Here is a 22,115-nt window from a genome sequence, read left to right as displayed (position 1 = left end):
CCCGCGGCTCAGCTCTCGGCGAGCACGACCACCCAGTCGTGCTCGCCGAAACGGACCGGCCGGCGCTTGTCGGGATTGAGCCGCACCCCGTACGAGGGAGCCGTGGCGGCCTGTGCGCGCAGCCGGTACCCGACCGCGCACTGCCGGCGGCGGCGCGCCGACTCGACCACCGTCGCGAACGCCACCTCCCGGTCGGTCCGGACGTAGTCCGCCGCCGGCCTCAGATAGAACTCGCTGCCCTCCGCCTTGAACAACTCCTCGAAGACGTCGGCGAGATGTCCGCTCTCCGAGATCTGCGTCATCAGGAGGCTGATCAGACGCCCGCTGACGATGAAGTCGGCGCCGGCCCGGGCGGGCGCGAGCAGCCGGTTGCCGTCGTCGGACATCTCCGTGGTGAGCGGGAGCTCGCGGCCCGCCGCCTCGCCGATCGCCCGCAGGTGCAGCAGCGTCACCAGGGTCCGGTCGTCCGTGCCGCCCGCGGGCTCCGGGGCGAAGGCCGGCGGCGCCGTGTCGGGCGCCGCGGGTGCGGGCGTGAGGGCGAGTGAGGGCGGGGGCGCGGTCCCGCGGTCCGTCTCGCCGATGACGATCACGCTGTCGTAGGAGGGCACATCCAGTTTGGCGAGGACCTCCGGGTCGGTGATGTCCCCGCTGTGGAAGGCCACTTCGAGACGGCTGCGGTGCGCCGCGGCGACCTCGGCGGCGGTCCGCGGAGCCGTCCCGTCGCCGAGGGCCACGACGTCCAGGGTCGTGCCGGGGCTCACGAACTCGTCGAGCTGCTCGACGACGAGCGGTGCGCGCCGGTTCCATCCGAGGAGGAGCAGGCGTTCGGCGCGGCGGGACCCGGGGCGGGCGGTGACGATCGCGTCCTCGTCGACCCAGGGGCCCGCCGGCTCCGGTACGGCCGTGTCGTCGTCCTCGGAGATCAGGATGATCCGGTCGCCCGCGCCGATCTCCGTGCCCGGATCCGGATTGAGCACGACACGGCCGTCCTCGTGCAGCAGGCCGACCACCGCGGAGGTGGTGAACGCCAGAAGGGCCTCGCCGAAGGCGTGTCCGAGGAGGTCCCGTGCGTCGGCGGTGTAGAACTCGTCGCCGTCGAAGTCCAGCAGGTCCTGGTAGACGAGGGAGAGTCCGGGCTGGCGGGCGGTCTGGACGAGAAGCCGGGCGATGATCTCGTCGGCGCACAGCACGTGCCCGCCGGGCCCGGCCGCCAGCTTCGCGGTGAGGTGGTTGCGGGAGTCGCGTACCGCGGCGACCACCACCGTGCCGCGCGGGCGGGGGAGCGCGGCGTCGAGGGCGAGCAGGGTCTTGACCACGTGGGCGTCGCCCGCGTCCCCGTCGGGGGGCAGCACGAGGACCGCCTTCGACGTCTGCGGGCTCACCCTGGCCAGCGCCGCCGGGTCGGTGGTGGGGCCGCTGCGGCAGATGATGCGGGTGGCGCCCGTGCCCGTGCGGCCTCCCGGCCCCCCGAGGCCGGTGGCGACCTCGTCCTCCATGTCCACCTTGTCCCTCGGGGCCAGGACGGCGATGGCGGACCGGCGCTGGTTGGCGTTGGCCGCGACGAGCTCCGAGACCACCGGGAAGATCTGGTCGGACCAGCCCAGGACGACGGTGTGCCCCGCCTCCAGCACCGTGGAGTGCCCGCGGCGCAGCGACATGATGCGCCGGTTGATGCCGGTGGTGATCAGACTGACCAGCGTCGACACGAACAGCAGGGCCACCAGGGCGAGCGTCACCGAGGCCAGTACGTAGAGGGGTGAGCCGACCGCACCCCCCAGCTTGAGGGTCTGCCCGACGCTGACCCATACGGCCGTGAGCCGTCCCGAGAGGGTGGGCGGGGCCGCCCGGTCGGCCCAGACCAGCACCGCGCTGGCCGGGACGACGACGGCCAGGCAGGCCAGCGCCAGCCACCCGATGAGCGGCGTGGTTCCCCCCGCCACCAGGTTGTCGAACCGGTACCGCAGGCGCAGCCGCAGAGACGTCGGCGTCGTGTGCTGCTGTGCCATGCGTACTCCCTCGTCTTCCGAGCTGCTAACCGGCGGGAGCCCTCCCGGTTACGGCCTGAACCGGCCTCCACGCCCGCCTGCCCTCGGAGCCCGGCACCCCTCCGAGACGGGAACCGGGGCCGGGTCAGCGGCCCAGGGCGGCGATGACCTCGCCGGTGGTGCTCACCCTGCCGATGCGCGGGAAGATCTTGCCGAAGGTGTGCGCGTGGGAGTCGGCGTCGGTGTCGGCGGTGGCGTCCTCCGGGAAGACCAGGTCGTAGCTGAGCTCCCATGCCGTACGGGCGGTGGACTCGACGCCGACGCTGGTGGAGATCCCGGCCAGGACGATGCGGTGGATGCCGCGGCGCCGGAGCTGGAGGTCCAGCTCGGTGCCGGTGAAGGCGCCCCAGTGGCGCTTGGTGACGACCACGTCCCCGAGGGCGGCGAGTTCGGCGGGGATCTCGGAGAACGCGGCGGGCGGGGCGGCGGCCGGACCCGGGCGGTCCACGTTGGCGGTCGGAAGGTCCCCGCCGTCCGGCGACCAGGCCACCTTGACCAGGACCACGGGCAGCCGGCGGGCGCGGAACGCCTCGGCGAGCGCGACACCCCGCGCCAGGACCTCGGTGGCGGGTCTGGTGGTGGGCAGGGCCAGGATGCCGGTCTGCAGGTCGATGAGGACCAGGGCGGTGTCCTCGCCGAGGGCGAGGGCGAGGGCGAGGGCGTTGGTGTCGGCGGGCATGCGCGCTCCTTCGAAGCCGGTGCGGTGGGGCCGCCACGGGCGTTCGGTACGAGGTGAAAGCCTGTCAGAGGCGGCCGCGCCGCCCGCTGATCGCCGCGGCATGTCGGGCAGCCCCCGAACCACCTAGAATGCGAACATGAGTACGAATGTGGGGGAGGTGCGTCCCCTCCTGTCGACGGCGCTGACCGGCGCGGAGCTGCGGCGCTGGTACTGGACCCTGGCCGAACTGACCGAACTGGCGCGGCGGATGGGGCTGCCGGCCCGCGGTGGGAAGGCCGCCGTCACCGCCCGGCTCGCCGCCGCCCTGGACGGCCTGCCCGAGCCCGCGGCCGCGGCGCCCGCCGCACCCCGCCGCGCCGGGCGGCAGCTCGCCGCCCCCGTCGACGGGGCGACGGTGATCCCGCACGGGCAGCGCTGCAGCCAGGTGCTGCGGGAGTACTTCGTCCGGGAGATCGGCCCCGGCTTCCACTTCGACGCCTTCATGCGGGAGTACGTCGCCGCGCATGCGGGACACACCCTCGCCGAGGCCGTCGAGCACTGGTACGCGACCCGGGCGCGGGCGGCCGAACCCCAGCAGGTCGGCGCCCAGTTCGAGTTCAACCGCTTCCTGCGCGACTGGCACGCCCGCCACCCCGGCGGCGCCCGCACCGATGCCCTGGCCGCCTGGCAGGCCCACCGGGCCCGCCCGCGCGCCTGACGCCGGGCGGGCGGCGGCGCGGGGGCGGGCTGGTGCGGCAGTGGCCCGTGAGCCGGTACGGCTTCAGTGGGCCGGCATCGGCCGCCGGTCCACGCGGGCCGGATGCCTGGTGGTGCCGCGGACGGCGAGGAGGAACGCGACGACGGGGTCCGGTGCGGCGGCCGGAGCTTCCGCGCGCAGGATCCGGTAGCCGTCGACCTGGACGCCGTGGACGCCGTGGATGCCGTGGACGCCGTGGATGCCGTGGACGCCGTGGACGCCGGGGGCGGCGGGATGTTGCTGCGGCCTCACCTGAGGCTGTTCCGCTGTGTCGGCGGCCTTCTGCTGACACCGCAGAGCGTGGGCGCCGGCGGCAACGACTTCGGCGAGCCGGTTGGCGAAGGCCGCGTTGCACCCGCCGAGCCGGACGAAGCCGTGGCCGGCCACGGGCCCGTCGTTGCTCAGTGAGGGCAGGGTCAGGTCAGCGAGCGCGAGCGCCGCCTGAAGGTTGGTGACGGCATCGTGGCCGGCCTGGTAGGCGCTGTCCTGACGCCGCTTGTACTGGATTCGCTCTGTGTAGGTCAATTCGTACATGTTGCCGTCTCTCGTGAGGGGTGTGGAGGCGAGGCGCCGAGCGCGTGGTGCATGCGGTTCAGCGGAGTGCGGCTCGCCGATGCCGGGCGGGGAGTGGGCCGGACCGCATCGCGGTGCACGGCTCGGGCTCGCCCCGCGAAGGGAGCCACGAGCGGGTAAACCGTCGGACGGAGTCTGGGTCCGGCCCGTGACCATCGGTTTCGATCTTCGTTTCAAAGGTGCAGGCGAACACCCCTTTGACGTGTGGGAAGGACCGGGTTGGCCAGGGAGGAGTCGGCAGCTGCCACCGCCTTCGCTCCTCGCGTTCGCCGCCCGGGGGGTGATCGGCCCTTGTGCGCCGCACGCGTACGACCGTCATCCGCCCTGTCCGAATCTGTGCCCGTGGGAAGGCGGGTGGACCGCACTGCTGTCGGCCGCGGGGTAGCCGGGAGGCCCACCGCCCGGCCCGCGTCCGGCGGAGGCCGACTGCCTGAGCGCGGCGGCCACGGAGGCCGTCGGGTTGCGGTGCCGCGGCGCGGCCTGGCGAGGCGGTCGCGTGAGCGTGATCTGGCGGACCAGCTGTTGGAAGCAGGCCAGCGCCGCGACGGCGGGAAGAGCGGATGCCGCCCCGGCGGCGATCGTCCTGGGTGCCTGGGCCACGCACAGGAGCGTGGCCAGGGTGGAGAACAGCAGGACGATCGACCAGGAGTGAAGCGCCCGGCGCTGGTGCAGCGCCGATCTGACGATGGACAGGGAGGCGACCAACCAGGGGCCGTAGATCAGCAGGGGCCACCAGCTGACCACTGCGCGGTCCGTGTGGGGTCCGGCGCTGTGGCGCAGGGTGTCGCAGATGGCCAGTCCACTGAGGATGCTCACCACTGCGGCGATGCCGCCCACCAGCGCGGCGGCGAACAGACTGCCCGTTTGCAGCAGGGGCGCGACCGGCGATTTCGGCAGGTTCCGTCGGCGCCCCCTGGAGGCCTCTTCGGGCGGATGCCCGACAGCGGGGTTCTCCAGCCCTGCGACGAGGCCGAGGGTGCCGGCCGCGTCAGCGCCACAGTCGAAGCCGCCTCGGGCGAGGGGCTCCCGCTGCGCGTGCGCAGCGCTCTCCTGGAGTAGGCCGGCGAGCTCCTCCGCCGGATCCCATGGCCGATGCGCCTCGCCGGGTCCGCCGAGCGGCCGCCCGGGAGAGGCGTTCGGTACGTGGTCCGGCCAGCCCCAGAACGCCGAGGTCTCCGACGGGGGGCGGACCCCCGGGATGTCCGGGTACCCGTACGGCTCATACACGGGAGCCGCCACCTCCACCCTCGCCGACCGCCGTGGCGGACGCCGCCGTGCTCCCCAACCGCCTGCCGAAGTCGGTCTGGATCAGGCTCATCGTATGGAGGAAGTCCTCGAAGATCGTCGACGAGGCACTCAGATCGATCTCCAGACTCTCGTGCTCCAGTGTTGCGTTCCGGGTCACGCCACAGTCGGCCGAGCCCGGAATGAAAAGCCACTTCCCGATCCGGATCGCACCCGAATGGGAACTGTCTTCCTGTCCGTCTTCTTCCGTAATCCCGCGGAAGAGGGCGGGGAGCTTTGCTGTTGTCATATTCCATAAACGCTGTCGATGTTGGTCAGGGTATGCGCCATCCGGGTGATGGTGGCCGATGGGCAAGTGCCGGGCCCTGTCATATCGATTTCAACAAAACGCTGGAACGTTATTCCGCCGCCGCCTTGCCCGTTATTCGGGCAGGCGATGCGTGGACATCCATGCGGCTGCCCTCCCGCCCCTCCCGCTCTCCCACCCCTCCCGCCCTCCCGGCCGCCCGGGTCCCGCCCGGCCCCCAGGCGTGCGGTCCGCGGGCCGCGACTGATCATCTGCACATAGTTCGAGATGTAAAGCCGGCCGCCGCCGCGCTTGGCTGCAATCGGGGGACGGAGCGCAACCAGGCATATGCCGCTGCGTTATGCCCGTCGATCGCCGCGGCCCCGGTCCGGGCGGTCCTCGCCTCGACAACCTTCGAAAGGACCAGCTGTGGGAGGCATCCTCCTGTGGATCGTGCTGATTTCTACCGCCCTGGGCACGGTTTTCACCGCTTTGAGCTCCTCGGGGGCCGGCCGCCTCTGGGTGGTGGACTCCCTGGAGCTGAGGCGCCGGCGACGCTTCAAGCAGGTTCTGTCCCTGCATGTGGACGCCACCCGGCTGTCCCGCGGGGAAGCCGCGGCGCCCGTATGGCCGGTGGAGGAGCCGGCCGGCGTCCGCGCACCCGGATCCTTCATGAGCCATGTGGGTCATCCGTCCTACGGCGAGGCGCATGTGTGCCGGCGCGCGGCTCCACCGGCTGGACCGCTGCAGCCCTGAAGGTGGACCGCTCGCGTCGCCTCCGGCCTCGTCACATGCCGGTTCCGGCAAGGCCGCCGGAAGGTGCCGGCCCGATGGAAAGGGAGGGGTGACGTCACCGAAAAACCCCGGCAATTCGTACATCCTCGGAGTGGGGTGAAAACCCCGGCAATTTGCGCACCGATGGGCGGACGGATACCCCGGGAATTCGCGCTTTGCTACTCTCTCGCCGTCGAATGGGTTATGTCGAAACACTCGCGGCCGATCTTGTTCGCGCTCGATGCATTCCGGTCCGAGCGCCGAGGGGAAGGCGAAAGTTTCTGAACCGAAAAGATGACCATCGGCCTGTCGCTGTGAGGGTCCTCCTCCGCTTCGGGCGGGCGCTTCGCGCAGGTCCACTGCTCCGGGATGCGGTGCGGGCGGCGGCCTTAAGGGTGGTCCGCCGCCTGGCTGACGCAGGCACGGCCGGCGCAACCGCCCCGCCCGGCACGGGGATGAGCTCGATGCCGCAGCTCCGGGACGCCTACAGGTCGGGCTTCTCGCTGCCCCCGCCTCCTCCGGCGAATGCGGCGAGTGCGGTGAGCGACCCCCACGAATGCCCGTGGTGCCGATCCCTCGGCAGTCCCGAGACGTAGCCGCCTGGCCGGGCAGGGCCCAGCTGAGGGCCGGGCAGGACCGTCGGGCCACGGCGCATCCGGCCCGGGCCGCGCCGGGCGCTGTCCACGGGCGCCCGCGGCGCGCGCCGGGGTCACGGACATACTGATGGCCGTGAAGACCGAACCCGAGACCGACGCCAAGGCCCCCTCCGACGACGACACCGTCCTCTTCCACGTCGACGGACGGACCGGTGTGGTCACCCTCAACCGCCCCAGGGCCCTCAACGCCCTCACCCACCCCATGGTGCTGCGGATCGCCGAGGCCCTCGACGCCTGGGCGGACGACCCCGCCGTCGGACAGGTCCTGATCCGCGGGGCCGGCGAGCGCGGACTGTGCGCGGGCGGCGACATCCGGGCCATCCACGACGACGCGAAGGCCGGGAACACCGCCTCCGCCGGCTTCTGGCGCGACGAGTACCGGCTCAACGCCCGCATCGCGCGCTACCCCAAGCCGTACGTCGCCCTCATGGACGGCATCGTCATGGGCGGCGGCGTGGGCCTCTCCTCCCACGGCAGCGTCCGCGTCGTCACCGAACGCTCCCGCGTCGCCATGCCCGAGACCGGAATCGGCTTCGTCCCGGACGTCGGCGGGACCTGGCTGCTGGGCCGCGCCCCGGGCCGGCTCGGCACTCATCTCGCGCTCACCGGCAGCGCGGTCGGCGCCGCGGACGCGCTGCTGTGCGGGCTCGCCGACCACTTCGTACCCGCCGAACGCCTCCCGGAGCTCACCGCCGCGCTCGCCACGGCCCCCGCCGGCGAGGTCCTTCCGCGGTACGCCGCCACGCCCGAGCCCGGGGTGCTCGCCGGCGCACGCTCCTGGATCGACCAGTGCTACGCGGCCGACACGGTCGAGGAGATCGTGGAGAGGCTGCTCGGCCAGGGCGGGCCCGCGGCGAAGGAGGCCGCCGAGACGATCCTGGCCAAGTCCCCGACCGCGCTGAAGGTCACCCTCGCGGCGGTGCGCCGGGCCGCCGCCCTCGGCACGCTGGAGGAGGCCTTGGCCCAGGAGTACCGCGTCTCCTGCAACGCGCTGACCTCACCCGACCTGGTGGAGGGCATCCGGGCGCAGGTCGTCGACAAGGACCGCAGCCCGCGCTGGACCCCGGCGACGCCGGCCGAGGTCACCGCAGCCGACGTCGAGCGGTTCTTCGCCCCGCTCGGCGAGGACCGCGAACTGCGCCTGCCGTAGCCCCGGTCGGGGGCCGGCCCGAAGCTCCGACGTCCCGCGCCGCGCGCCGAGCCCGCCGACGCGTGGCGCCGGGCCGGTCGCCGTCCGGCGGATCACGGTCGGGCGCCCCGCGCCGTACCGGACCCGGGCCTAGGAGTCGGCGCCGACGTACTCACGCAGGTGGCGGGCGGTCAGGGTGTCGCCCTCGGCCACCAGGGAGGCCGGGGTGCCCTCGAAGACGACCCGGCCGCCGGAGTGCCCGCCGCCGGGGCCGATGTCGATCAGCCAGTCGGCGTGCGCCATGACGGCCTGGTGGTGCTCGATGACGATCACCGAATTGCCGTCGTCGACGAGCCGGTCCAGCAGGGCCAGCAGCTTGTCCACGTCGGCCAGGTGCAGACCGGTCGTCGGCTCGTCCAGGATGTACGTCGAGGACTTCTCCGCCATGCTGATCGCGAGCTTCAGGCGCTGCCGCTCGCCGCCCGACAGGGTGTTGAGCGGCTGGCCGAGCCGCACGTACGACAGGCCCACGTCGGACAGGCGCCCCAGGACGGCCCGTGCCTGCCCGGTGGGGAAGAACTCGTACGCCTCCGCCACCGGCATGTTCAGCACTTCGCTGATGTTCTTGCCGCGCAGCCGGTACGTGAGCACCTCGGGGGTGAAGCGCTTGCCCTCGCACTCCTCGCACACCGTGGCCACTGCGGCCATCGTCGCCAGGTCCGTGTAGACGAGCCCGAGGCCGTTGCACTTGGGGCAGGCGCCTTCCGAATTCGCGCTGAACAGGGCCGCCTTGACACCGTTGGCCTTGGCGAAGGCCGTCCGGATCGGCCCCAGCAGCCCGGTGTAGGTGGCCGGGTTGGACCGGCGCGAACCGCGGATCGGCGACTGGTCGGCCACCACCACCCCCTCGCGTCCGGACAGGTAGCCGTGGATCAGCGAGCTCTTCCCCGATCCCGCGACACCGGTCACCACCGTGAGCACGCCGAGCGGCACCTCCACGCTGACGTCCTTGAGGTTGTGCAGGTCGGCGCCCTTCACCGACAGGTGGCCGCGGGGCGTGCGCACCGTTTCCCGAAGCCGCGCCCGGTGTCCGAGGTGGCGGCCGGTGAGGGTGCCGGAGGCGCGCAGCCCGGCCACGTCCCCGCTGTAGCAGAGTTGGCCGCCGGCGGTGCCGGCGCCCGGTCCGAGGTCGACGACGTGGTCGGCGATGGCGATGACCTCGGGCTTGTGCTCCACGACCAGCACGGTGTTGCCCTTGTCGCGCAGCCGCAGCAGCAGGTCGTTCATGCGCTGGATGTCGTGCGGGTGCAGGCCGGTGGTGGGCTCGTCGAAGACGTACGTGACGTCGGTGAGGGAGGAGCCCAGGTGCCGGACCATCTTCACGCGCTGGGCCTCCCCGCCGGACAGCGTGCCCGAGGGGCGGTCCAGGCTGAGGTAGCCCAGGCCGATCTCGACGAGCGAGTCGAGCAGGCTGCGGAGGTTGGCCAGCATCGGGGCGACGGCGGGATCGTCGATCCGGCGGACGAACCCGGCCAGTTCGCTGATCTGCATCGACGCGCACTCGGCGATGTTCACGCCGTGGATGCGCGAGGACAGCGCGGCCGCCGAGAGACGGGTGCCCCCGCAGTCCGGGCACGCGGTGAAGATCACCGCGCGTTCCACGAAGGCGCGGATGTGGGGTTGCATCGACTCGCGGTCCTTGCCCAGGTGGAGGCGAGTGATCTTGGTGATCAGGCCCTCGTAGGTGAAGCCGTTCGAGCCGGCCTTCACCTTCACCGCGCTCTTGTGGAGGAAGTCGGCCCACTCCTGGTCGGTGAAGTCCTTGAGCTTCGTGTCGGGGGAGTAGAAGCCGGAGTTGGCCATGTTCTGCCAGTACCAGGAGTCCACGGCGAAGCCGGGAACGGTGATCGCGCCCTCGTTGAGGGAGAGTTCGCGGTCGACCAGCTGGTCCACGTCGATGTCGGAGACCTCGCCGACGCCCTCGCAGCGCGGGCACATCCCGTCGGGGTTGTTGAAGCTGAACGCGCTGGACGTGCCGATGTGAGGTATGCCGATGCGGGAGAAGATGATCCGCAGCATGGTGTACGCGTCGGTTGCGGTGCCCACGGTGGAGCGGGAACCCGCGCCCATCCGCTCCTGGTCGACCACGATGGCGGCGCTCAGGTTGTGCAGTCCGTCCACGTCCGGCCGGCCGAGGCTCGGCATGAAGGACTGGATGAAGGCGGTGTACGTCTCGTTGATCATCCGCTGCGACTCGGCGGCGATGGTGCCGAAGACGAGGGAGGACTTACCGGAGCCGGAGACCCCGGTGAAGACCGTGAGGCGACGCTTGGGGATGTCCAGAGAGATGTCGGCGAGGTTGTTCTCCCGGGCTCCCCGGACCTGGATGACCTGGTGGTTGTCGGCGGCGATGTGCACGGAACTCCTCGAGGTGCGGCGTCTCGGCTTACTCACTGCGCGTTACTCTATACGTTGTACTCTATACGGTGTAGTGAATTGATGGCGCATGCTCGGAGGCCGGACATGGTGAAGGACCGCAGCGGGGCCGGAGACCCCGTGCGCACGCTGGAGCTGCTGTGGCGCGAGCCCGGACAGCCGGCGCAGCCGGGCCGGCGCGGCCCGCGGCAGGGCCTCAGCGTGGACGCCGTCGTCCGCGCCGCGACCGCGCTCGCCGACGAGGAGGGGCTCGCCGCGCTGACCATGCGGGCCCTGGCCCAGCGGCTCGGCGTGACGCCGATGACCGTCTACACCTACGTCCCCGGCAAGGCCGAGCTGCTCGACCTGATGCTCGACGACGCCTACCTCCACATGGAACGCCGGCCCGCGGATCGGCAGGAGCCCTGGCAGGTCCGCGTGGCCCGGATCGCCGAGGACAACCGGGACCTGATGCTCCGCCACCCCTGGATCGCAGACCTGGCCGTCACCCGGCCCCCGCTGGGTCCCGGGGTGATCGGGAAGTACGAGTACGAGCTGGCCGCCTTCGAGGGGATCGGGCTCACCGACACCGAGATGGACGCCGCCCTGACGCACCTGCTCGGCTTCGTCCACGCCAACGCGCTGGCCGCGGCCGACGACGCCGACCACAACCGCCGCCGGAGCCAGGAGGACTGGTGGGCCGTCAGTGCCCCGCTGCTGGAACGCGCCCTGGACCCCGACCGCTACCCGCTCGCCGGCCGGGTCGGCGCCGCGGTCGGCGGCTACCACCCCGGGACGATCTGGGCCTTCGGCCTCCGATGCGTCCTGGACGGCCTCACCCACCGCCTCGCCTCCCGCCCGGCCCCGTAGCGGAGGCGGGCGGGCCGCCACCGGGCCCGATGCCGCTAGCGGTAGCCGGTGGTGTCCGCCGGGCGGCCGGGGTCCTGTACCTCGACCAGGTAGCGCCAGGCGTCCGGGCGGCTGCCGTCCAGGTCCGTGAAGCCGTAGACCTGTGCCAGCCGCCCGCTGGAGAGGGACTGGCCGTTCCAGCGGGAGACCTCGGGGTCCGCGGCGAGGGCCGCGACCGCGCGGCCCACGTACGCGGGGGTCTCGGAGATCGCGAAGTGCGGGACCTCGGCCAGGGCGTCACGCCAGGTCTCCTCCGTCACGCCGTAGGCGTCGAGCATCATCTCCGAGCGCAGCCAGCCCGGCGTCAGGGCCACCGCCGTCGCCCCGCGCGGGCCCAGCTCGTGCCCGAGCGCGAACGCCATGCGCAGCACCGAGGACTTGGCGATGTCGTAGAAGAAGGAGACCCGGTAGTGGGAGGCGTTGTAGTCGGCGGTGCCGTCCGTCACCTCCACCACCAGACCGCCCGGCTCGCGCAGCAGCAACGGCACCGCGAAGTGGCTGGTGATGGCGTGCGTCTCGACCGCCAGCCGCAACAGCCGCAGCCCCTTGTCCAGATCGTGCTCCCACACCGTGCTGTCCCACTCGAAGAGCAGCTCCCCGCCCCAGATGTCGTTGACCAGCACGTCGAGGCGGCCCTGTTCGGTGTCGATCCGCCGGACCAGCGCCTCCACCTCGTCCGGCACCAGATGGTCGGCGACGACCGCGATCCCGCGCCCGCCCGCCGCGGTGACCAGCTCGGCGGTCTCCTCGATCGTCTCGGGCCGGTCGTACTCCGAACGCCGCCCCCGGCTGCTGCGCCCCGAGACGTACACGGTCGCGCCCCGAGCGCCCAGTTCGACCGCGATGCCCCGGCCCGCGCCACGCGTCGCCCCCGCGACGAGCGCCACCCTGCCTTCGAGGCCTTCGGTACCTTCGAGAGTCATGCCACGACCCTACGACGGGCCGCCCGCCCGGAGCCGCCCAACACGGAGATCGCAGGCAGGCACAGCGGCAGACCGCCCCCCCCGGCACCGGGTCGGCGCCGTCTGGAGCACCGCCAGTCCGGTCGTGCGCATCCCGGCCGCCGGCATCGGCTGCGGCCTTGTCCAACCAGGCGTCCTGGCCGCACTGTTGACCGAGCCTCGTCCACCAGGTCAGGAGAACCGGCTTGTCGTCGCACACCGCACCCGTCCCGCAGACCCTGCCCGGCCCGGACACCCCGTACGTGATCGATCCCGCCGGCGGCTGCCCCCACGCCCTCAACGCCCGGCTGCGCGCCGAGCACGGCGCGGTCGCGCGGGTCGTGCTCCCCGGCGGTGTTTCCGGAGCGGTCGTGCTGGGACACGACGCGCTGAAGGAGTTCCTCGCCCACCCCGAAGCGGCCAAGGACGCACGGCACTTCACCGCCCTGCACGACGGCAGCATCCCCCGCGACTGGCCCCTGCGGGCCTTCGCGAACGCCCAGGGCATGCATACCGCCGACGAGGACGACCACCGCCGGCTCCGCGCGCTGGTCGGCCGGGCCTTCACGGCCCGCCGGGCGGAACGCCTGCGCCCGCGCGTCGAGGAACTCACCGCCGAACTCCTCGACGACCTGGACCGGGCCGCGGCCGCCTCCCCCGAGGGAGTCGCCGACCTGCGCGAACACTTCGCGCTCCCGCTGCCGATGAGCGTCATCTGCGAACTCCTCGGGGTGGACCCGGAGCACCGGGGACGCCTGCACCACCTGTCCCACAAGGTGATCATCGCGACCGACACCGCCCCGGCCGAGGCGATGGCCGCCGTACGCGAGCTCGTCGAGCTCATGGGCACGATCGCCGCGACCCGCCGGGCGGACCCGGGCGACGACCTGACCAGCGCCCTGATCGCCGCCCGGGAGGACGACGGCGACCGGCTCAGCGAGGCCGAACTCATCGGCAGCATGCGGCTGATGCTCGTCGCGGGCCACGAAACCACCCTCAACCTCATCAGCAACGCCGTCCGCGCCCTGTGCACGCACCGCGACCAGCTCTCCCTCGTCCTGGAGGGCAAGGCGACCTGGTCGGACGTCGTGGACGAGACGCTGCGCTGGGACGGCCCCGTCAGCTGGTTCCCCTTCCGCTACCCCGTGAGCGACCTGACCGTGGGCGGCACCGTCATCCCGCGGGGCACCCCGGTCCTCGCCGGCTACACCGCGGCCGGCCGCGACGAGGACTTCCACGGCCCGGACGCCGACCGCTTCGACATCACCCGCCCCACGGCAGCCCGCAGCCTCTCCTTCGGGCACGGCGCGCACTACTGCGTGGGCGCCCCGCTCGCCCGCCTGGAGGCCACCACCGCCCTGGAGCGGCTGTTCACCCGCTTCCCCGACCTCGACCTCGCCACCCCCGACGCCGAACTCCCGCACCAGCGCAGCTTCATCGGCAACAGCGTCGAGACGCTCCCGGTCCGCCTGCACCGCCGCTGACCTCCCGCCGCCCGCCGCGACCCGGTCCCGGCGGGCAGCAGGTTCGCCGGTCAGCCCAGGGTGAGGGGGCGCTCCGGGGCCAGGTGGGCGGCGATCGCCTGGAGGACGTTGGAGCTGGCGTTCTGTACGGTGCTGCCGAGGCCCTGCGTCGCCACCGTCGCGATGGCCAGCTTCCGGGACGGCAGGTAGGCGACCGTGCCGGCGTAGCCCGCGAACGACGGGTTCTGGACGATCCAGGTGTTCTCCACCGGCAGACCCAGGGCGAACCAGGCGTTCCCCTTGATCTTCACGACGGGCGTGACCTGGAGCCTGCTCGACTCGGGGGTCAGCAGCTTCCCCTCGCCGATGGCCGCGAAGGACTTCGCCATGTCTTCGAGCGTCGAGGTCATCACCGCCCCCTCCGCCACCGTCCACGAGGGGTCCCAGTAGGTGGAGTCCTCGAACACGCCCCGCTCGTTGTCGAAGCCGTGCAGCACCGGCGCGGGGATCTCGGCCCTGGAGGAGATGTCGGTCCGGGTCAGTCCCATCGGTTCCAGGACGTTCTCGCGCATCACCTCGCCGAGGGGCCGTCGTTCGACCCTGGCGATGATGTCGCCCAGGAGCACCCAGTTGGCGTGCGAGTAGGCGAAGCCCGAACCGGGCGGCCGGGCCATGGGCCGGGACATCGCGATCCGCACCAGTTCCTCCCCGGTCCAGTGCCGGAACGGATTCTTGTAGAGGGCGGCGATGAAGGCCTTGTCGGTGACGTAGTCCGCGTACCCGGAGGACGCGGACGCCAGCATCTTCAGCGTGATCTCGTCCGCGTGCGGGAGGTCCGGGCGCCAGCGGGAGAGCTTGTCGTCGAGCGTGAGCCTGCCCGCGTCGACCAGTCTGAGCAGCTCGGTCGTCATCAGCGGGATCGCGACCGATCCGATGCGGAACCGCATGTCCGTCGTCGCGGGGAAGCCCGTCATCGTCTCCCCGGCCGCGGCGGCCGAAACCCGCTCGCCGCCGACCCACACCCCGGCCATCGCCGCCGTGAGCCGGTACGTCTTCAGCGCGTCCGCGACCTGCCGCGCGACGAACTCCTCCGTGTCGTCCGGCAGGCAGGTCCCGCCCCGGGAGACCTGGCCGGAGGGGCACGGCGCGGCGGCGCTCCCGGAGCGGACGGCCGTCCAGCCGCCCGCCAGTGAAGCGCCCAGCAGCAGGCTGCCCAGACAGGCGGCGGTGAAGGTCCGGTAGCGTCGCACGGCGTGCCTCCCTTGCGGGTCGAAGGCCAAGGGCCCCCGCCCGGGGCGGGGGCCCTCCGGATCCTGCCGGGCCCGTGCTCCCGGCACCGCGGACGCCACGGGCTTCGACCGACAGGACCGGAGAGAGAGCCACGCCCAAGCGATCGCAGGCCTGGTCCCGGCAGGCTAACCGGCGGCCCCAGCCGTCGCATGCGGGAGGCACTCCACGGGTGACGCCGCCGACAGCGCCTCCGGGCCGCCCGCCAGGAGCAGAAGCAGAAGCAGAAGCAGGAGCAGAAGCAGGAGCAGGAGCGCAGGGTCAGCCGAGATCCCGGACGCGGACCTCCACCGCGTGCCAACCGGTCGCCCCGTCCGGCACGGTCCCGGCGCGGACCCCGGTCTGCACGGCGCCCGTCCCGTCCACCGCCCGGACCTCCAGCGTGTGCAGCCCGGCCGTCGCCTCCCACGTCCACACCCACTGCCGCCACGTGTCCACGCCGTCCGCCGCCCCGAGCCGGGCCTCCTGCCAGGGGCCGCCGTCCACCCGTACCTCCACCCGGCGGATCCCCCGGTGCTGCGCCCAGGCCACGCCCGCCACCGCCACCCGGCCCGCCCGCAGGGCCGCGTACGGGCGCGGGGTGTCGATCCTCGACTGGGTCTTCACCGGGGCCTGCTGCGCCCAGGACCTGCGCACCCAGTACGCGTCGTACGCGGCGAAGGTGGTCAGCCGCAGCTCGCTCAGCCATTTGCAGGCGGAGACGTACCCGTACAGGCCCGGTACGACCATCCGCACGGGGAAGCCGTGCGCGAAGGGCAGCGGCGCGCCGTTCATCCCCACGGCCAGCAGTGCGGCCCGCCCGTCCATGACCGTCTCGACGGGCGTGCCCAGCGTCATTCCGTCGACGGACCGGGCCACGAGCTGGTCGGCCGGGCCGCCCCGGGACGGGGGCCGCACCCCGGCTTCGCGGAGCAGGTCCGCGAGGCGCACGCCGAGCCAGCGGGCGTTGCCCGCGTACGGGCCCCCGACCTCGTTCGACACGCAGGTGAGGGTGACGTCGTGCTCGACCAGGGGACGGGCGAGCAGCTCCCGCAGGCCGAGGGTGACCGGCCGCGAGACCCCCTCGCCGTGGATGCGCAGCCGCCAGGTGTCGGCGTCCACGCGGGGCACGACCAGCGCGGTGTCCACCCGGTAGAAGTCGCGGGCGGGGGTCAGGAACGGTCCGAGCCCGGGCACCCGCAGGTCCGCGCCGGCCGGCACCGGCGGGGCGGGCACGGCGGGCGGGGGCAGGACGAGGCGGGCCCTGGAGGCGGTCGCCCCGGCGGAGCCGTGGGCGCCCAGGCGCCGTCCGGCGATACCGGCCGCGGACGACAGCGCCAGGACACCGACGACCAGCCGGCCGAAGCCGCGCCGGTCCATCGCCCAGGCGCCGCCGGCCGGCGCCCCCGCCGGCCGGGGCCGGGTGGCCGCCGTGACCAGCAGCCACAGCACGACGGCCGCCGTCAGGCCGCCGGCGAGCGACGGCAGGGCGTCCTGCCAGGCGGCCTCCGGACGGCTGAGCGCCGCCGCCGCCCCCAGCAGCCCGAAACCTCCCGCGACCGCGCTCCCGGCGGGCGGACTGCGCAGGGCGAGCAGCCCGGCGCCGGCCGCGACCGCGGCGAGGACGGCGACGATGCCGAGCGTCAGCACCGCCTTGTCGGCGGTGCCGAACACGGCGATGGCCCACTCCCGGACGGCCGTCGGCGTCAGGTCGACGGCGGCCCCGCCGACGGCGGTCACCGGGGAGGCCTCGGGCCGGACCGCCGCCGCGACCAGCTCCGCCACGGCGAGTCCGGCGAACGCGGCGACGGCGCCGCAGGCGGCGCCCACCGCTCGCCGCGGCCGGCGGGAGCCGCTTCGGTCTGCCCTCACACCGCCAGTCTGCCCCCGGCACCGGCACGGCGCGCCGCCGCCACGGGGGAGCGGGCCCGTCAGTGCACGGGCGCCGGCGGCACCCAGCGCCCGGTGCGCGGCGCCTTCACCCCGTAGTCGTCCTTCAGCTCCGCGGGGATGGCGTGGTGCATCACCCTGCCCCGGGTCAGGGAGGCCAGCTCGAAGCCGGAGAGCAGCGAGCCGGCCTTGTCGAGCGCCCACTCCGCGTACGGGCTGCTGTCCTCGATGGTCTCCAGCAGCCCGAGGAACACCGGCACCGCCTTGGCCGCGGTGTCCCAGGCGGTGCGCGGGATCTCCAGCCAGTCGCCGATGGTGTCGCCGACGAGGAACCGGACGGTGGCGGGGACCATCGGGTCGAAGAGGGTGCCCGGGACCACGTCCTCGTACATGCGCATCAGCTGGGCGTTGAGGCGCACCCCCTCGGGCGAGGGGCCGAGGTTGCGCAGGAGGTAGAGGTCGCAGTAGTCGCGGGCCTCGGTGAGGGTCTGCGGCACCGCCGACATGTCACAGCCCAGCATGGCGCCGACGACCCGCCAGGCGTAGAAGTAGGCCTCGGCGCCGTCCTCGCTCATGTGGATGCCGAGCCGGTGCATGGCGTCGAGGACCAGCAGCGAGAAGCAGATCTGCCCCCCGATCATGTCCTCCTGGCAGATGGGCACGCCGTCCTTCTCGACGTCCCAGTGGCCGCCGTGGCGCAGGTGGTGGCGGACCGCCGCGTGCAGCAGCCGCACCTTCTGCGCGGCGGGGATGAACTTGCTGCCCTCGGCGAAGGAGTTGGTCTGCATCAGGTAGGTGACGAACTGCCCGGTGTTGGCCATCCGGCGCGAGGGGTACGCCATGGAGTGCGTCGAGGCCAGCAGCCGCGAGAGCCGGGGGATGGCGTAGGTCGCGGGCATGGCCGCGAAGGACAGGCCGGTGTTGATGTGGGCCGCGTTGTCCATGAAGAACAGCCTGGCCTGCTCCATCACGTCCCAGTCCACCCAGGTCGGGGGCATGGCGGTCGCCTCGAAGTAGGCGCGCGCGGACTGCGGGAGCTGCTCGGGGAGCTTGTCGCCGGCGGTGGTGAAGAACCGCATGAGGGTGTTGAGGTCGCCGACCTCCTTGCGGCGGAACATCTCGGCGACGGTCTCGTCGGCGAGCGGATCGCCCTGCGTGCTCAGGGCGTCGAGGGCGGCGTGGTCGTAACGGGGGCGCGCCGGGGCGCTCTGGGGGGCGTTGGCGTTCACGTCGGTCGTCCTTGTCGTCTTCTGCGGGTGCGTGGCTGCGGGGAGGGGTGCGCCGGGGGTTACAGGGAGCGGTCGGCTGCGGTCGCGGCCAGCCCGCACAGGGCGGACCGGGCCTCCGCGGGCATCGCGGCGAGGTCCAGCGCGGCCTGGGCCCGGCCGATGCGCTCGCGGATCATGTCCTCCACCCGCTGTCTGGCCCCGCACCGCTCCATCAGCTCGCGCACCGACGCTGCCTCTTCCTCGCCCAGCTCCGGGTTGCCGACCAGCTTCGCGAGCAGCCGGCGGTCGTCGGGTCGGGCCGCCGCCACGGTCAGGGCGAGCAGGGCCGTGGGTTTGGCGTCCCGCAGGTCGTCCAGGTTCGACTTGCCGGTCCGTGCGGGGTCCCCGAACGTCCCCAGCAGGTCGTCGCGCAGCTGGAAGGCCTCGCCGAGCGGGAGGCCGTAGCCCGAGAAGGCCTCCAGCAGGGCGGTGGAGCCGCCGCCCAGGGTGGCGCCGAGGTGCAGGGGCCGCTCCACCGTGTACTTGGCCGTCTTGAAACGGGCGACCTCCAGGGACTCCGCCACCAGCGGTTGCCGGTCCCCTCCCGCCTCGGTGCGCAGCACCTCCAGGAACTCGCCCGCCATCGTCTCGCGGAGCAGCGTGGACCAGAGGGGGACGGTCCGGGCCAGGTACGCGCCGGGCAGCCCGCAGGAGGTGAAGACGTGCCCGGCGTACCCCATCAGCAGGTCGCCGAGGATCATCGCGAGGGCGGTGGAGCGCTGCCCGTTGGCGGCGAAGGCGGCGTGCGCGGTGAGCTGCCCGTGCCGCATCCGGCTGTCGTCGATGATGTCGTCGTGGGTGCAGGCCGCCGCGTGGACGAGCTCCATGGCGGCCGCCGCCCGGATCACCCCCTCGCAGTCCGGCTGGCCCGCCGCCCGCCACCCCCAGTACAGGAATGCGGCCCGGATGCGCTTGCCCTGCGCCAGTGAGCGGCGCAACTGCTCCGACAGCGGCGTGAGTTCGGCGTGCAGGCCGAGCAGGGCCCGCTCCTCGTCGTCGGCCAGCCGGACCAGCACCTCGTCGATGCGCTCCTTGAAGCCGGTGTGGTCATGCACAGGGGCGGCCCTCGGCGGTGGCGGTCTGCTCCGCGGCGCGGCGGGCCATGGTCTCCAGGTAGTTCTCGTTTCCCATGCCCGCCCGGCGGGTGGCCAGTTCGCCGCGCTTGCGCAGCTCCACCACCCCGTCGGTGAGCAGTTCGCGCAGGTCGGCGCGGCGCAGTGCGTCCTGTGCGCGGTCGGCGGTCTGCCGCAGCTGGTCGAGGGCCAGGTCGGCCACCCCCGCGGCGAGCAGCGTCAGCAGTTCCAGGGACGCGGTGGCGGAACCGGCGCCCGCCGGCCGCTCCTGGTGCTGCCGCTCCTGGTGCTGCCGCTCCTGTTCCCGCCGGTACGCGGACTGGTCGTGTTCGGTCTGGGACATGCTCGGGTGTTCTCCTGGTCGCGTCGCGCCTCGTGGCATCGGCAAGGGGCGGCCACCGGATCGCTCCGGTGGCCGCCCCTTGGTTCTTCTCCCGGACAGTCAACCGACTGCCGTCCCCGCGCGGCGAACCGCAGCCCGCCATCTCCCCCGCACGAGCGCCGAGTTTCCTCCTGGCGGGTGATCATCCCGGAATCGGGCGATCATCTCCGCTCCAGGTGGTGTAGGCCGTGCCCTGGTCAGCCCGTGGCCGCCGCCGGCGGGAGGGCCGCCGCGACCGCCGCGGCCAGCCGGTACGGGTCACCGCTCGGCCGGTCCGGATGCCGGGTGGTCTTCCCGGCCCACTCCTCCTCGAAGGCGTGCCAGTCGATCTCCCGCGGTGCGGCCCCGGTGACCAGCGCCTCGTCCAGTGCGGCGAAGTGGGCCGCCCAGCGAGGGGCGTACAACTCCGAGATCAGGCCGCTCCATTCGCGGTTCGCGTAGTCGTGCAGGAAGCCGCCCTCGCTCGTGCTGCGCCGGCCCCACACGCTCAGCAGCGTGCGGGCGTCGTATTCGTACCGGTCCTGCTCGGCCCGGTCGGCGCCCCAGGAGCGGGCCCGGGAGAGCCACGTCCCCAGCAGGAGGTTCGGGTCGGCTCCGGTCACCTGGTCCAACAGCCGCATCCCGTGCAGCCATTCGGCCGTCAGGGCGCGGAAGCGGGTCAGGTCCTTGGCGTCGTGGGCCGCCTTGATCTGCGGCAGCAGGACCCGCGAGTGGTTGGCCAGGGCCTGCCGGGCGGTGTCCACGAGGTCGAAGCGGTAGGCGCTGGAGCCGCGCAGCGCCGGGTCCACCCTCAGGAGGTGGTCCAGGGCCCGGCGCACCGAACCGGCCGGATAGCGCATCGACTTGGGGCTCCAGTACGCGGCCGCCGCCGCCGACAGGCTCGGCCGGGCGCTGAACAGGCTGTCCTGCGACTCCGACCACAGCCCCGAGGAGGTGCTGTACGGGCCCTTGCGGAGCTCCTCCCAGGCGGCGGCGGCCTCGGCGTCGGGCCGGCCGTAGCGGCGGGCCGCGAAACCGGCGAACCACGCACGCTGGTCGACCGGCCCGGAATCCCAGGCGAGGTCGGTGAACAGGTCGAAGGCCGCCGGGTTGGTGCCGGTGGCCTCCGGCAGGTAGGCGATGCCGGTCAGCGCGCTGTTGCTCTTGGCACGCCAGGGGCCGAAGCGTTCCAGCCACACCGAGGTGTTGGCGCCGATCGTGGTGTGCCCGCCGAAGTTGTAGATGGTGCCCATCGCGTACGGGGCGCCGCCCCAGCGCTTCTCGCGGTCCAGCCGGTTGTACCGGTCCGACAGCCCGTCCAGGATCAGCAGCTTGGAGGTGTCCACCCCGGCCAGCAGCTCCGCGGTCGGATCGTCCTGCCAGCCCAGTACGGCCCACAGGGCACCGGGGTGGGCGGCGTGCAGGGCCTTCTGGACTGCGCCCGCCGCCGCCCTGACGTCGACCGAGCCGGTCCGGCCGCCCTCGTGCAGCGGGCTCATCCGGTACATCGCGCTGTCCCCGAACACCGCGCGCTGCTCCGCGTAGTAGGCGGCGGCCAGCTTCGCGAAGACCGGGGAGGTGGGATCCAGCCAGTCCGGGCGGTCGAAGCCCGCCCAGTCGCCCTGCGCGACCGTGGCCGCGCCGGCGTTGCGGGCGGCGAAGCCGGGCGGCACGGTGCCGAAGTAGCCGGGCAGCACCGGGGTCATGCCGAGCCCGCGCAACTGCTCCGCGATCCGGCCGCCGAGCTCCGCGCGTCGGCGCATCAGCCGCTCGGAGACCGGGCCGCCGAAGCCGCTCAGGTTCTGCAGCAGCCACCAGCTCTGGTGGCCGGGGCCGGGGATCCACTGCCGCAGCTCCTCGGCGGAGTACCCGAACCGCTGGAGCGCCCGGTAGTACGGGTACTCCGCGCCGACCTGCACGAACACCTCGTTGATGCCGTGCAGGGCGAGCAGGTCGACCTGCCGCTGGTGTTCCTCGAAGGTGCGGTACGGGCCCGAGTACCCGTCGTCGGTGTCGTTGAGGGCGTACCGGTGCGGGACCTGTGCGCTGCGGGTGACCGGTGCCGCAACGGCCGGCAGCCGGGCCGGCAGCATGCCGAGGCTGTCGCCGGGCCAGCCGATGTCGGCCCCGGCGACGTGCTGGAGGTACCAGCCGACGCCCGTGAGCAGGGTGGCTCCCGTGTTGCCGCGCACGGTGATCGCGCCGGCGGTCCCGGAGACGGTGAAGGTGTCGGCTCCGGCGGCCGGTTCGGGCACCAGGGTGAACTGCCGGGCGTGCCGCGGGAGCAGCCGCTGCAGGGCGGCCCGCGCGGGCGCGGTGTCGAAGGTCGCGGCGCGGGGTGCGCCGCTGTCCGCGGACGTCCGTTCCAGGGGCCGTACGGCGGAGGGTGCGGGCACCCCCGCCGCG

17 protein-coding genes are annotated in these 22,115 nt (G+C 73.2%); 4 read left to right on the top strand and 13 right to left on the bottom strand.

Annotated elements, in window-relative coordinates:
• Positions 1–8 precede the first annotated feature (8 nt).
• Both AVW11_RS28605 and AVW11_RS28600 read right to left on the bottom strand, forming a co-directional pair.
• Entirely contained in the window at positions 9–2,006 is a 1,998-nt protein-coding gene (locus AVW11_RS28605; protein WP_076046455.1) for a CASTOR/POLLUX-related putative ion channel, read from the bottom strand.
• Positions 2,007–2,130: 124 nt separating this feature from the next.
• Positions 2,131–2,724 (bottom strand): hydrolase, encoded by a 594-nt coding sequence (locus tag AVW11_RS28600; protein WP_076046454.1) that lies wholly within the window; start codon positions 2,722–2,724, stop codon positions 2,131–2,133.
• 136 nt (positions 2,725–2,860) lie between these two features.
• Here AVW11_RS28600 and AVW11_RS39015 point away from each other — a divergent pair, with 136 nt between their 5' ends.
• Positions 2,861–3,421 carry a DUF6434 domain-containing protein gene (locus AVW11_RS39015; RefSeq protein ID WP_076046453.1) on the top strand — a complete coding sequence of 187 codons (561 nt, stop codon included), beginning with the start codon at positions 2,861–2,863 and terminating at the stop codon, positions 3,419–3,421.
• 63 nt (positions 3,422–3,484) lie between these two features.
• On the opposite strand, the gene AVW11_RS38690 is transcribed toward AVW11_RS39015, so the two are convergent.
• From AVW11_RS38690 to AVW11_RS28580, 3 genes are all read right to left on the bottom strand, one after another.
• Positions 3,485–3,985 carry a hypothetical protein gene (locus tag AVW11_RS38690; RefSeq protein WP_240528294.1) on the bottom strand — a complete coding sequence of 167 codons (501 nt, stop codon included), beginning with the start codon at positions 3,983–3,985 and terminating at the stop codon, positions 3,485–3,487.
• 363 nt (positions 3,986–4,348) lie between these two features.
• A complete protein-coding gene (locus AVW11_RS38685; protein WP_225884993.1) occupies positions 4,349–5,260 on the bottom strand; it encodes a hypothetical protein in 912 nt (303 codons plus the stop codon).
• Entirely contained in the window at positions 5,253–5,567 is a 315-nt protein-coding gene (locus tag AVW11_RS28580; RefSeq protein ID WP_076046452.1) for a hypothetical protein, read from the bottom strand. The genes AVW11_RS38685 and AVW11_RS28580 overlap by 8 nt, the downstream gene beginning before the upstream one ends.
• A 1,494-nt stretch (positions 5,568–7,061) precedes the next feature.
• Between AVW11_RS28580 and AVW11_RS28570 the strand changes: the two genes are divergently transcribed.
• Positions 7,062–8,144, top strand: coding sequence for an enoyl-CoA hydratase/isomerase family protein (locus tag AVW11_RS28570; RefSeq protein WP_076046450.1), 1,083 nt, complete (start codon positions 7,062–7,064; stop codon positions 8,142–8,144).
• Between the two features lie 129 nt (positions 8,145–8,273).
• Here the strand turns inward: AVW11_RS28570 and AVW11_RS28565 are convergent, their stop codons facing one another.
• Positions 8,274–10,541 carry an ATP-binding cassette domain-containing protein gene (locus tag AVW11_RS28565; protein WP_076046449.1) on the bottom strand — a complete coding sequence of 756 codons (2,268 nt, stop codon included), beginning with the start codon at positions 10,539–10,541 and terminating at the stop codon, positions 8,274–8,276.
• 105 nt (positions 10,542–10,646) lie between these two features.
• Between AVW11_RS28565 and AVW11_RS28560 the strand changes: the two genes are divergently transcribed.
• The gene (locus tag AVW11_RS28560) at positions 10,647–11,408 is read left to right on the top strand and encodes a TetR/AcrR family transcriptional regulator (protein WP_076046448.1); all 762 of its coding nucleotides are present in this window, start codon (positions 10,647–10,649) and stop codon (positions 11,406–11,408) included.
• A 35-nt stretch (positions 11,409–11,443) separates the two neighbouring features.
• Here AVW11_RS28560 and AVW11_RS28555 read toward each other — a convergent pair whose 3' ends face one another.
• On the bottom strand, positions 11,444–12,370 hold the full coding sequence (locus AVW11_RS28555; protein WP_060179258.1) for an SDR family oxidoreductase: 927 nt from the start codon (positions 12,368–12,370) through the stop codon (positions 11,444–11,446).
• Positions 12,371–12,594: 224 nt separating this feature from the next.
• Here AVW11_RS28555 and AVW11_RS28550 point away from each other — a divergent pair, with 224 nt between their 5' ends.
• Positions 12,595–13,872 carry a cytochrome P450 family protein gene (locus AVW11_RS28550; RefSeq protein WP_240528293.1) on the top strand — a complete coding sequence of 426 codons (1,278 nt, stop codon included), beginning with the start codon at positions 12,595–12,597 and terminating at the stop codon, positions 13,870–13,872.
• A 50-nt stretch (positions 13,873–13,922) separates the two neighbouring features.
• Here the strand turns inward: AVW11_RS28550 and AVW11_RS28545 are convergent, their stop codons facing one another.
• The 6 genes from AVW11_RS28545 to AVW11_RS28520 form a co-directional block, all read right to left on the bottom strand.
• Entirely contained in the window at positions 13,923–15,101 is a 1,179-nt protein-coding gene (locus AVW11_RS28545; RefSeq protein WP_060179260.1) for a serine hydrolase domain-containing protein, read from the bottom strand.
• A gap of 298 nt (positions 15,102–15,399) precedes the next feature.
• Complete coding sequence (locus AVW11_RS28540) at positions 15,400–16,989, bottom strand: molybdopterin-dependent oxidoreductase (protein ID WP_076046447.1); 1,590 nt, start codon at positions 16,987–16,989, stop codon at positions 15,400–15,402.
• 59 nt (positions 16,990–17,048) lie between these two features.
• The gene (locus tag AVW11_RS28535) at positions 17,049–18,236 is read right to left on the bottom strand and encodes an oxygenase MpaB family protein (RefSeq protein WP_060179262.1); all 1,188 of its coding nucleotides are present in this window, start codon (positions 18,234–18,236) and stop codon (positions 17,049–17,051) included.
• A gap of 59 nt (positions 18,237–18,295) precedes the next feature.
• On the bottom strand, positions 18,296–19,330 hold the full coding sequence (locus AVW11_RS28530) for a polyprenyl synthetase family protein (RefSeq protein WP_030839893.1): 1,035 nt from the start codon (positions 19,328–19,330) through the stop codon (positions 18,296–18,298).
• Positions 19,323–19,691, bottom strand: coding sequence for a hypothetical protein (locus AVW11_RS28525; RefSeq protein ID WP_206281933.1), 369 nt, complete (start codon positions 19,689–19,691; stop codon positions 19,323–19,325). The genes AVW11_RS28530 and AVW11_RS28525 overlap by 8 nt, the downstream gene beginning before the upstream one ends.
• Positions 19,692–19,927: 236 nt before the next feature.
• Positions 19,928–22,115 (bottom strand): alpha-N-acetylglucosaminidase TIM-barrel domain-containing protein (locus AVW11_RS28520; RefSeq protein WP_107423349.1); only part of this gene is annotated, 2,188 nt, incomplete at its 5' end.

The organism is Streptomyces amritsarensis (assembly GCF_001953875.1).
GTDB lineage: Bacteria > Actinomycetota > Actinomycetes > Streptomycetales > Streptomycetaceae > Streptomyces > Streptomyces amritsarensis.
This window is presented reverse-complemented; position numbering and strand designations above follow the sequence as displayed.